Below are 11,740 nucleotides of genomic sequence, written 5' to 3'. Positions count from 1 at the left end.
TTGACGCCTATAACGCCGGCAGCCAAAACGTCGAAGACACCTTCGCGAGCTTGGTGAAGTTTGCCCGCGAGCTGACCGAAGAAGAGAAGCGCGGCGTTGCGGAAGGGCTGACCGAGGAAGAGCTGGCCCTGTTCGACATCCTGACCAAGCCCGAGCCCAAGCTGGGCAAGACCCAAGAGGCCGACGTTAAGCGGGTCTGCCGTGAGCTTCTGGAGGCCCTGAAGCGCGAGAAGCTGGTGCTGGACTGGCGCGAGAAGCAGCAAGCCCGCGCTGCCGTCATGCAGACCCTCAAGCTGGAGATGCGCAGGCTGCCGGAGCCCTTCACCCGAGACATCCGCACCGAGAAGCTGGCGCGGGCCTACGCCCATGTTTACGACCACTACTTCGGGGCTGGAGAGAGCGCCTACCAGCCGAGCGGGACCAGTTAGCGGTCCGTCCGTCATCTTGGGTTCATTGGCCTTCTACGATGCGGGGCGTCGAGATTCCGAGCCCCATGAACGAAATAGACCAAGACCTGCCTGACGACGAAGAACTAGAGGACGACGGTCTAGCTCCCGCCGAAGAGCTTGATGATCGCGACTTCAATCCTCATAGAGTCCCTATCGGCTCTTGGGCGAAAACCTTGGTCGAAGAAGCGATCAGAGACGTTTTGGCTCAAGAAGAGCGTAAGAAGACCCGAGTGCGCGCTCGACGCGCAGTTGACCTCAAGACGTTCGAGCACACGGTGTCGGCCATCCTCTGCGATGTGGTGCATCGTCAGCTCAGTGATCCAGGTGAATGGATCACGGTGACCTTCGACAAAAGTGTCCTGGGCTGCGGTGGGCGTTACCGAGCCACCGCCCTCAATACCAAGTTGCCGGACATAGTCCGAGCGCTCGATGCCCGGAGGTGGATCGAGCTAGAGGTGGGCTACCACGAGCACCCGTTCCGCCAAGGCAGACCGAGCAAGCAAACGCGAATCCGTGCCGGCGAGACCTTGACCCGGCTGTACACCGACAACAACACCATCCGGCTCAGCGATTACGACCTGGAAGACTCTGAGGAAGTGGTCATCCTGCGGCGACGCAGAGAAAGCCATCGGGACCGCGGTGGCGATACTGACTACCCGGAAACCGAACAGACGACCCGGTACCGGGAAGACCTGCGCAGGATTAACAAGGCCCTTCGTGATGCCTCGCTGAGTTTCATCGGAACCGGCCACAACGGCCGAGAGGTTGATCTCGGCGACCGCAGACTTCGGCGGATATTCAACGATGGCTCATTCGAGCGCGGCGGACGGCTGTATGGCGGCTTCTGGCAGGGGCTCAAGTCAGAAGATCGAGCACGAGGTTTGAGGCTCAACGGGCAGCCGACAGTGACCTTGGACTATGGGCAGACCGCGTTGCGCATCTTGTACGGCATGGCGGGTATCCAGCCCACCTGGGAGGACGGATACCAAGTGCCAGGCCTTGAAGGTCACCGCGAAGGTGTGAAGACGTTGCTCAACGCAATGCTAAATCGCGATACGCCGCTCCAAAAGTTCCCCAAAGGAGTCCGCCAGCTGTTCCCGCGGAACACGCCGGCGTGGCAAGCGGTCAGGCTGATAGAAACGTTCCATCCGCCCTTGAAGACCAAGTGGCGCCCTAGAGTCGGCATGGAGTTGATGTTCCGGGAAAGCCAAATCCTCGTGGAGGTCCTCCTCCGTCTTCTGGACTTGAAGATCGTCGCCCTGCCTGTTCACGATGCGCTGATCGTGAGCCAAGCCAACCAAGGGGTTACTCAGGAGTTGATGCTGGAAGTCTTCCATACCCATACATCTATAGAAGCTAAGGTAGGGATAAGTAGGTAGGAGGTACTGGTCAATCACCCATATTCTCCATATGAAAGGCTCGTAAGCCCAATTCGTTATGACCCTTTCCCGTCAACGAAAATCGGACCTCAAGCGTCGGCTCGCGGAGGGTCGCGACGATTCGCGGTACTGCGCCGTTATTGGTTGCGCGCAACTGACAACCGCGTCCCAAGGGAAAGGCCTGAACCGCCTGTACTGCCGAAGTCACGAAGATCATCGCGAGCGGCACGGGTCCTACATCAAGCGAAGCTATACGGCGGGACAGCTAGGCCCGCACCGAGCGGAAGCTCTCAGGGCGCTCCATGCGCTCAGTAAGGACCCGCTGGTGAAGCAAGCCCGGCTTGGTATCGAGACCCTCTACGCAACGGCCGGCGCCCCGGTAGACGCTTTCAGAACGCGAGGTCTGACCCCAGAAGAACGCGCGCGGGTAACCTGGGCACGCCTACGGCAATCCGGGGTTGACCCGCTGGAACCCTTGGCAGCTTGGTTGGCCGTAGTCGCGGTCATCAAGGCCGATCCTCAGCCGGATGGACGCAGTGAGTTCCTGATCGTCCAGGCGGGCAAGCTCATCCATCGCCTTGCAGGCGGTACGCACAAGGTCTGGCAACGTGAAAGGCCGAAGGGAGGTGTGGAGGTCATCTCCTTGCACCGGTATCCGGCCAGCCGGGGCCGTGTTCTTCGGCACGTCGGTGACAATTTGGCGGCAGTTGCCGAACCTCTGGAGCTGATGCGTTTCCCAAGGTGATCTCTAGGAATTCCAGGGAAGCTGAAAGAAGCCTTTGCTAGTCGTACACAAACTCGTCCACACTCCATACACAAACAACTGCGCCGGGTTTAAATCCCAACAGAATCATCGTGGAGTTCTGGGAGCTGTCACTGTCCTAGTCTCCCAGTAAAGGAAAGCGCTTAGCGATGAACTCGCTAGGCGCTTTTTCTTTTTCTGCAGTCGCTGTGCACTCTTCATTCTTCCGCGATGGTTGCATCGAACAGCGGCCAACAAAAAGGCGGAACGGCCATGCGGCCGTTCCGCCTGAGTCGATGCAGCTGTCAGCCGGGGTGTCTCAGCGGCCGCCGAGACCCGCGACCGCAGCCATCACGAAGAACACGTCGGTGTTGTCCAGCGTGCCGTGGATGAACTGCGAGCCGCGGCCGAATGCGGACAGCGGAATGTCGTTGCCGGTGTGCGCGGCCACGGCGTCCGACACCTGGCCGGTGACCAGGAAGCCACCGAGTACATCGCGGTTCAGCGGGCTGGCCGGATGGCTGTTCAGCGGGGCTGTGTTGTTGCCCGGCTGCTGGCTGTCGCGCAGCGGCAGCGGATTGCTCAGCCAGTCCTCATAGCGATCGGCATTCGCGGCATAGCCGATCAGCAGCTTGAAGTCCGGATCCATCGACTGCGGATAGCCATCGGCGGCCTGCGTGTAGCGCGGGAAGCCGGCGGCATCGTAGGTGCCGACGACATTGCCGGCCGGGCCGCTGCCGCGCGGGCCGGCAGCACCGGTGCCGGCGCCGGAATTGGCGCGGCTGTCGAGATCAGCACTGCTGACGGTGGAGCCGCCGATCACCGAGAAGCCGCCGTTTTCGTGATCGGCGGTGACGATCACCAGGGTGTTCTTGTCACGCGCCGCGAAAGCCTGCGCCACTGCGATGGCCTTGTCGAACTCGATGGTGTCCATGATCGCGCGCTCGGAATCCATGTTGTGCGACTGCTTGTCGATCGACGCGCCTTCCACCATCAGGAAGAAGCCGTTGCGGTTGCCGTGGTCGAGCACCTCGAGCGCCTTGCGGGTCATGTCCGGCAGCAGCGGCTGATCGGGGAAGCCGAAATCGTCGACCACCGTCGAGGTGCCGCGGCGCTTGCCGAGCTTGTCCAGCGCCACATTCATGTTCGACAGCGCGAACAGGCCGAGCAGTGGCTGGTTGTTCGGCAGGTTGAGCAGCGCGCTGTTGTTCGGCGCGTAGCTGAAGCCGGCGGCCTGGAAATCGGCGATCAGGTTGCGCGCCGGATCGAGCACGCCGGGAGCGATGCCATAGGCGGAGACCAGATCGGCCGGCAGCACGTAGTCGGTGCCGTTGCCGCGCTGCGAACCGTTGAAGCCGGTGGCGTTGCCGCAGGGTTCGCTGCCGGCGCAGTTCGATGGGTTGGGCAGGAACCACTTGCGGCCGCCGCCCATCAACACATACAGGCCGTTGCTGGCGCGTTCATCGAGGAACTGGTCGACGATGCCGGTGCCGTTGCCGCGCGCCTGGGTATGCACGGCGTTGGCGGCCGGCGTGGCGTCGAAGACATCGGCGGTGGTGACGATGCCGGTGCGGGTGCCGCGCACCCGGTGCAGGTATTCCGACAGATATTCGATGCGCGGATTGTCGAAGGCCGCCACGGTGTCATCCGGGAAGACGCCTTCCTGGTTGTTCTGCGCCTTGTTACCGGTGACGTAGTTGGACATGCCGGGGGCGGAGTCGGTGACGATCGAGTTCAGCGAGGCAGTCATGATGCTGGCGCTGTACGGGATGGTATCCATCGCCAGCGGTGTGATCGACTTGCCCTGGGAGATGCCGCCCTGGACGATGCGCGCCGCCGAGCGATGGCCGGCACCCATGCCGTCACCGAGCATGAAGATGATGTTCTTGACCGGCGTGATGCTGCCCGGCGCCGGAATGCCGATGATCTCGAAGTTGCCGCTGCGGGTGACGCTGCTGCCGTTGCTCTGCAGCGCGCTGACCGTGAGCGTGTGCACGCCGGACGTGCTCAGCGAATAGGCGCGCCGCGAGGCGACCGCCGTATTCGGCGCCACCGTGGGCACCAGACCGGTGGTGACCAGGCTGACGCTGCCCGGCACCGGCACGCCATCGACGCTGAAGCTGACGCTGCTGATCGTCTGGCCGGCGTCCGGCTGCACGGTGGCTTGCAGGTCGAAGCGCTGACCGGGGATGAAGCGGGCAATGATCGGCGCGCTGCTGACACCATTGGTGCGGAACAGCTCGCTGGGCGGGGTCAGCCGGGAAACGCTCAGCGCCTGGGCGCTGGTCGAGAACAGGGCAGCGGCGGCAACCGCCAGCAAGCCGGCGGTGGACAGATAACTGCGGATTTGCATGGCAAGGCTCCTGACGGAAGAACTTCGAGACGTTTTGAAAGGGGTCAGCGTTGACCGGCTGCCGCGCTGGCCAAGGGGCTGGACGGGACGTCGATGGCCAGCGCATCAAGCTGCAGCCGCACATAGGAGATGCGGTCGAAGCTCTCCTGATGGGCGCCGAGATCCAGCACGCCGGTCACTGCGATCGGGCCGGGGCGGTAGGCCGGTATTTCACCGGCGTTGCCGCTGGGCAGATGCACGAACACCGTGCCGGGCGGCAGATCGTCGGCACCGCCATCGGCCCGTTCAGCCAGATTGACCGGCTGCGAGGCCAGTAGGAACAAGCCTTCGTAAGGCTCGTCCTGGCGGACCATGTAGCCCTGGATGCGGACCCGCTGATGATCGAGCGACAGCAGCTTTTCAGTCGGCTCCAGGCCATAGGGACCGACCGGCAGCCGATACAGCTCGGTCAGCGACAGCGCGGTGGCCGGTGCGATCACAGGCGCGTTCGGGAGTACGGCTGGCTGCGGCGGTGCCATCGAACAGCCGCCGGCGCCGAGCAACAAGGCGCTGATGCCAAGGGCTTTCAGGTACGCCGGGAAGTAGGTGCCGGAGTCTGCTGGCAATGGATTGGTCCTGGGAATGGGGACAAGGTGACGGCCGTCGATCCGCAGATCGGACGAAGGCACGCTAGCCCCACTGGATTACCGGGCAATGACATTTCTTTCACTCACGAGCAGTCGATGACAGAACGGCTCATCGCCAACAAGCAACGGCTGCGACCAAAAACTCACGATTGCCGGCTTTTTTGTCGGTGCGCCCATCAATTTGTTGGCAATTTGTCGGCAATTGCCTGTCGACATCGGCCATTCGCGAAGCAGGCCCGCTGTACGATAGTTGCCATATTCCTCAGTGGCCGTGCGCACATGAGTGTTTTCCAGTCGGCAGGCCGCACCGATCTCGGCAAGGTTCGCAAACGTAACGAAGACGCCATCCTGAGCCGCGACGACGCCCGGCTCTGGGTCGTTGCCGATGGCCTCGGTGGGCACTCGGCCGGTGATGTCGCTAGCACGCTGATCGCCGAGCGGCTGGCGACGATCGAGGTCGGCTTGTCGGCACCGGATGCCGTCGATGCGGTCGACGATGCCTTGCTGAGCGTGCATGAGGAATTGCGTCTGCTGGCCCAACAGCGGCGGGTCGACTTGATCGGCTCGACGGTGGCGCTGACCTTGATTCGAGATGGCATCGGTCTCTGCGGCTGGGTCGGCGACAGCCGCGTCTATTGCTACGAGGATGGGCTGCTGCGGCAGCTGACGGTCGATCACGCGCATGCCCCGCCGCCGGGTGTGACTTCGCAGGCTGGGGCTGGCGTACTGACCCGCGCGGTGGGTGCCGATCAGGTTTTGTCGATCGACTGGCTGGCCGTGGCCTTGAAAGCGGATACCCAGTTGCTGCTGTGCACCGACGGCGTCAACAAGGAAATGTCCGATCAGGAACTGGCGGAGGTACTCGGCGCGGCGGCCTCGGCAGAAGCCGCGATCGACGATATCTTCGCTTGCTGCCTGGCCCGCGGCGCCCGGGACAACGTGTCGGCGATCGTGATTCGCTCACCGGGCTGAACGATGGAATCTCGGTTCGTCGCATTCAACGAAGCCCTGATGCTGCTGGCGCAAGGCTTGCGCGAGGGCAGCTTGAGCCTGGCCGAGTTCCGTCTGCGGCGACGGCAGTTGCTGGCGGCGCTGATGACCCCGCCGGCGGCAGCTTCCGAAGCCGGATCCGGCGTCGAGCTTCCCTCCGAACTGCCGTCCGTAGCGCCGGAGATCGAAAAAAACCGACCTCGTCGCGGCATCGCGGCGGCGGCAGTGTTGCTGCTGGTTTTCCTGCTGGCGCTGGTGCTGGCCGGCACGCTGGCCTAGTCAGGCTCTCAGCGATACAGCGCGAGGTACTGCCTGGCGGAACTGGCCCAGGTGAAATCGCGATTCATGCCGTTGTGCTGCAAGCCGGCGCGGGCGACTGGATCGGCGAGCAGTTCCAGCGCTCGGCGCACGCCGTAGAGCACGCCGCCGGCATCGGCATCGTCGAACACCACGCCGGTCGCCGTGCCGTTTTTCAGGGTGCGCGTGGTGGCATCGACGACGGTATCGGCGAGCCCGCCAACCCGATGCACGACCGGCACCGTGCCGTAGCGCTGGCTGTACATCTGGTTCAGGCCGCAGGGCTCGAAGCGCGACGGCATCAGGAACAGATCGGCACCGGCTTCGATGCGATGGGCGAGCCCTTCGTCATAGCCGAGCTTCAGGCCGATCCGGCCCGGATACTGGGCGAGCGCTTTCGCGAATCCGCGCTCCAGTTCCGGCTCGCCGGCGCCGAGCATGGCGAGCTGGATCGGCAGCTGCATCAGTTCGGGCAAGGCTTGCAGCACGACATCGAAGCCTTTCTGCTCGGTCAGGCGGCCGATGACGCCGACCAGGGTCTGTGAGTTGTCATACGGCAGGCCCAGCTCGGCACTGAGCGCAACGCGGTTTGCAGCCTTGCCGGTGCGCAGGCTGGCGGCGGTGTAAGTCTGGGTCAGATGGCCATCGGTTGCCGGATTCCACACGATATCGTCGATGCCGTTGAGGATGCCGCTCAAGCGCGGCGACAGATGTTCCAGCAGGCCATCGAAGCCGTGGCCGAAGCGCGGGCTGCGAATCTCGCGCGCGTAGTTCGGGCTGACCGTGGTGATCGCGTCGGCCCAATACAGGCCGGCTTTCAGCATCGACATCTGACCGTGGAATTCCAGGCCGTCGATCGCCCACCAGCCGGGCGGCAGGCCCAGCGCTTCGAAGGCGCTGCGCGGGAACAGGCCGCTGTAAGCCAGGTTATGGATGGTGAACACGAAGCGCGGCGAGGGATCGCGCAGCTTCAGCCACGCCGCGGTCAGGCCGGTCTGCCAGTCGTTGCCGTGGACGACATCGGCTTTCCAGCCACCGGTCGCTTCGCCCAATGCCAGTCTTGCCACGGCTTCGGCGAAGCAGCCGTAGCGCCAGGCGTTATCGGCCCAGGGCTGATGCTGCCGGGAGTGATAGGGATCGCCTTCGCGGCCGTACAGCGGTGGATAGTCGATCAGCCAGTGCAGCACCGGCGAGCCCGGCACGCGGCCTTGCCAGATCACGAACGGCTGGCCGCGAACCTTCAGTTCGCCAAGTCGGATCGGCGCTTCAAGCTTGTCCAAAGTGCCGCGATAGGCCGGCAGCACCACACGGATATCGACACCGAGTGCCGCCAGCGCCCCGGGCAGGGCACCGGCAACGTCGGCGAGGCCACCGGTCTTGACCAGCGGCAGCGCTTCGCTGGCCGCGAAAAGAACGCGCATCAGGACTCCAGCATTTCCTTGGTGACCAGGGTCACACCGGTCTTGGTCACGTGGTAGTAGCTGGCCGGGCCGCCGCTGTTCTCGCCGATCAAGGTGCCGTCCGGCACCACGCAGTTCTCGTCGATCACGGCCTTGTTGATCACACAGTTGCGGCCGATGGTGACGCCGGGCAGCAGCACTGATTGGCTGATCTTGCTGCCGGTCTCGACCCGGGTGTTGTTGAACAGCACCGAGTTGCGTACTTCGCCGCCGGCAACGATGCAGCCGGCGCTGACCATCGAATCGATCGCGCAACCGCGCTCGCCCGGCTTGTCGAGAATGAACTTGGCCGGCGGCAGTTGGGCGGCGTGGGTCCAGATCGGCCAGCGCTGGTCGTAGAGGTTCAGCTCGGGCAGCACATCGGTCAGTTCCAGATTGGCCTGCCAGAACGCGTCGACGGTGCCGACGTCGCGCCAGTAGCCCTGCTTGCTGCCGTCGTACAGATCGCGGAACGGATAGGCGTAGACCGCGGCTTCGGCAATCGCCTTCGGAATGATGTCGTGGCCGAAGTCGTGGCTGGATTCGCTGACGCCGGCATCGCGGTTGAGGAAGTCGAGCAGGAAGCGGGCATCGAACACGTAGATGCCCATGCTGGCGAGTGCGGCGTCGGACTTGCCCGGCATCGGCTGTGGATTCTTCGGCTTCTCGTCGAAGCGGACGATGCGCTTGTCGTCGGCGATGGTCATCACGCCGAACTCGGTCGCGTCCTTCAGCGGCACTTCCAGACAGCCGACGGTGACCTGCGCGCCGGTCGCCACGTGCTGCGCGAGCATCGGGCCGTAATCCATCTTGTAGATGTGATCGCCGGCGAGGATCAGCACATGCGCCGGCTCGTGGGCCCGGATGAACGGAATGTTCTGGTACACCGCGTCGGCCGTGCCGGTGTACCAGCTCATGCCTTCGCTGCGCTGCTCGGCCGGCAGCAGTTCCACGAACTCGCCGAACTGGCCACGCATGAAACCCCAGCCCATCTGCAGATGGCGGATCAACGCGTGGCTCTTGTACTGCGTCAGCACGCCGACTCGGCGCACGCCGCTGTTGATGCAGTTCGACAAGGTGAAATCGATGATCCGGAACTTGCCGCCGAACGGCACGGCCGGCTTGGCGGTATTCGCGGTCAATTGCATCAGCCGCGAACCGCGGCCACCGGCCATCACCAAGGCCAGGGTTTCGCGCGTGGCGCGACTGACGAAACGCACTTCAGGCTGCGTGGACAAGAACGCGCTCTCCTCGGGGGCGATGCTGCAGGTGGTTGGATTATGACCGCCGCGCATGACGCTGACGGTGCCGTTCATCACGATGATGACTGGCGGCTTTGCTGCAGGCTGCGCACCGCTATGGTGCGACGGCACGATGCATGCGAATTCGATGCCATGGACGATCGCCGGCGCTGCCGGCCCTGTTCACCGTCCAGCCGTGTGAACATCGGACGCATGAGCAACGCGATCCTACGAATTCCCCAATGCCGATGAACCGAGCCGTCACCTCGCCATCACGATGCGCTGCACCGCTGCTCGGCGAACTCGATCTGCATCTGTTCGCGGAAGGCCGCCATCGCGAGCTTGGCCGGGTCATGGGTGCGCAGCCGATGATCGTCGACGAACTGCCGGGCGTGCGTTTCGCGGTGTGGGCGCCGAATGCCCGGCGGCTTGCCGTGGTCGGCGATTTCAACGGCTGGGACGGCCGCCATCATGTGATGCAGCTGCGACCGGAGGCCGGCATCTGGGAACTGTTCATCGCCGGCCTCGAAGTCGGTGCGCTATACCAGTTCGAGGTCATCGATCGCGATGGCGCCCGCGTGCTGAAGGCCGATCCGTTTGCGCGCCGCACCGAAGTGCCGCCGGGCACGGCTTCGATCGTGGCCGCCGCGTCCCAGTCGGTCGCGCCGCTGGCAGACCGCGGCAAGCGCCAGCGCCGCGAGGCGCCGATCGCGATCTACGAAGTCCATGCCGGTTCCTGGCAGCGCAATGATTTCGGCAGCGGGCCAGCACCGGATTGGGATCAGCTCGCTGAACGCCTGGTGCCCTACGTCGCCTCGTTGAACTTCACCCACATCGAGCTGATGCCGGTGATGGAATATCCGTTCGGTGGCAGCTGGGGTTATCAGCCGTTGAGCCTGTACGCGCCGACTGCACGTTACGGCACACCGGAAGCCTTCGGCCGCTTTGTCGCCGCCTGCCATGCCGCGGATATCGGCGTGATTCTCGACTGGGTGCCGGCGCATTTCCCGGCCGATGGCCACGGCCTGCGCCGCTTCGATGGCACCGCGCTCTATGAGCACGAAGATCCGCGCGAGGGCTATCACCCGGACTGGAACACGCTGATCTACAACTACGGCCGCAACGAGGTGCGTGGCTTCCTGATCGGCAGCGCGCTGCACTTCATCGAGCATTACGGCATCGACGGACTGCGTGTCGATGCCGTTGCCTCGATGCTGCACCGGGACTATTCGCGTCCGACCGGCCAGTGGATCCCGAACATCCACGGTGGTCGCGAGAACCTGGAAGGATCGCTTTTGTCCGCGAGCTGAATGCCGTGGTCGCCGAGCGCTGTCCGGGCGCGATCGTGATCGCCGAAGAATCGACCTCCTGGCCCGGCGTCACTGCCGACACCTCGTCCTCTGGCCTCGGCTTTGCTTACAAGTGGAACATGGGCTGGATGCACGACACCTTGCAGTACTTCGCGCGCGATCCGGCACAGCGCCGCTGGCATCACGCCGACATCACCTTTGGCCTGACCTACGCGCATGCGGAAGCCTTCGTGCTGCCGCTGTCGCATGACGAGGTCGTGCATCTGAAGAAGGCGCTGGTTGCCAAGCTTCCCGGCGATGCCTGGCAACGCCACGCCGGCCTGCGCGCCTACTACGGCTTGATGTGGGCGTATCCGGGCAAGAAGCTGCTGTTCATGGGCGGCGAGATCGCGCAGGAACGCGAGTGGAATCACGACGGCCAGCTGGATTGGGCGGGCTTGGCAAATCCCGTGAAAGCCGGCTTGCAGCGCTGGGTCGGCGATCTCAATGCGCTGTACATCAGTGAACCGGCGTTGCATCGCGGCGACTGCGATCCGCGCGGCTTCCGCTGGGTGGTGGTCGATGACACTGCCAACAGCGTCTTCGCCTGGCTGCGCTTCGATCCGACGGGTGCGGCGCCGGCCGTGCTGATGGTCTGCAACTTCACGCCGCGAGCGCTGCATGGCTATCGCGTCGGTGTATCGAAAGCCGGCGTCTGGCAGGAGCGATTGAATAGTGATGCCACGCGGTACGGCGGCAGCAATGTTGGCAATGGCGAAGAGATCGTCGCGCTAGACGAGCCCAGCCACGGCTGGCCGGCCAGCCTTACCTTGAGCCTGCCGCCGCTCGCCTGTCTGCTGCTGGTGGCCGCGTCTTGAGCACTTCGCAGCGGCGTCTCGATCCCGGCCAGCCGTATCCGCTGGGGGCGACCTGGG

Annotated in this window: 9 protein-coding genes and 1 pseudogene; 6 read left to right on the top strand and 4 right to left on the bottom strand. The window is 64.0% G+C overall.

Annotation, left to right across the window (positions count from 1 at the left end):
• From QZY06_RS17310 to QZY06_RS17300, 3 genes are all read left to right on the top strand, one after another.
• A partial coding sequence (locus tag QZY06_RS17310) for a type I restriction enzyme endonuclease domain-containing protein (RefSeq protein WP_295686370.1) occupies positions 1 to 428 on the top strand: 428 nt, incomplete at its 5' end.
• Between the two features lie 65 nt (positions 429 to 493).
• Complete coding sequence (locus tag QZY06_RS17305) at positions 494 to 1,828, top strand: hypothetical protein (protein ID WP_295686369.1); 1,335 nt, start codon at positions 494 to 496, stop codon at positions 1,826 to 1,828.
• A 58-nt stretch (positions 1,829 to 1,886) separates the two neighbouring features.
• Positions 1,887 to 2,573, top strand: coding sequence for a hypothetical protein (locus QZY06_RS17300; protein ID WP_295686367.1), 687 nt, complete (start codon positions 1,887 to 1,889; stop codon positions 2,571 to 2,573).
• Between the two features lie 316 nt (positions 2,574 to 2,889).
• Here QZY06_RS17300 and QZY06_RS17295 read toward each other — a convergent pair whose 3' ends face one another.
• Entirely contained in the window at positions 2,890 to 4,923 is a 2,034-nt protein-coding gene (locus QZY06_RS17295; protein WP_295686366.1) for an alkaline phosphatase, read from the bottom strand.
• A 44-nt stretch (positions 4,924 to 4,967) separates the two neighbouring features.
• Positions 4,968 to 5,528: a hypothetical protein gene (locus tag QZY06_RS17290; protein WP_295686365.1), complete on the bottom strand. Its 561-nt coding sequence runs from the start codon at positions 5,526 to 5,528 to the stop codon at positions 4,968 to 4,970.
• 300 nt (positions 5,529 to 5,828) lie between these two features.
• Between QZY06_RS17290 and QZY06_RS17285 the strand changes: the two genes are divergently transcribed.
• Positions 5,829 to 6,521 carry a protein phosphatase 2C domain-containing protein gene (locus QZY06_RS17285; RefSeq protein WP_295686363.1) on the top strand — a complete coding sequence of 231 codons (693 nt, stop codon included), beginning with the start codon at positions 5,829 to 5,831 and terminating at the stop codon, positions 6,519 to 6,521.
• Between the two features lie 3 nt (positions 6,522 to 6,524).
• On the top strand, positions 6,525 to 6,818 hold the full coding sequence (locus QZY06_RS17280) for a hypothetical protein (RefSeq protein ID WP_295686362.1): 294 nt from the start codon (positions 6,525 to 6,527) through the stop codon (positions 6,816 to 6,818).
• Positions 6,819 to 6,826: 8 nt separating this feature from the next.
• Here QZY06_RS17280 and glgA read toward each other — a convergent pair whose 3' ends face one another.
• Complete coding sequence (gene glgA, locus QZY06_RS17275) at positions 6,827 to 8,257, bottom strand: glycogen synthase GlgA (protein ID WP_295686361.1); 1,431 nt, start codon at positions 8,255 to 8,257, stop codon at positions 6,827 to 6,829.
• A complete protein-coding gene (glgC, locus tag QZY06_RS17270; RefSeq protein ID WP_295686360.1) occupies positions 8,257 to 9,513 on the bottom strand; it encodes a glucose-1-phosphate adenylyltransferase in 1,257 nt (418 codons plus the stop codon). The genes glgA and glgC overlap by 1 nt, the downstream gene beginning before the upstream one ends.
• Positions 9,514 to 9,803: 290 nt before the next feature.
• Between glgC and glgB the strand changes: the two are divergent.
• Positions 9,804 to 11,683 (top strand): annotated as a pseudogene (glgB, locus tag QZY06_RS22260) (1,4-alpha-glucan branching protein GlgB); the annotation flags it as partial.
• Positions 11,684 to 11,740: the final 57 nt, after the last annotated feature.

The organism is uncultured Nevskia sp., from assembly GCF_903885465.1.
Classification (GTDB): Bacteria; Pseudomonadota; Gammaproteobacteria; order Nevskiales; family Nevskiaceae; genus Nevskia.
The sequence above is the reverse complement of the archived record's forward strand: the minus strand, read 5'-3'. Positions and strand labels throughout refer to the sequence as shown.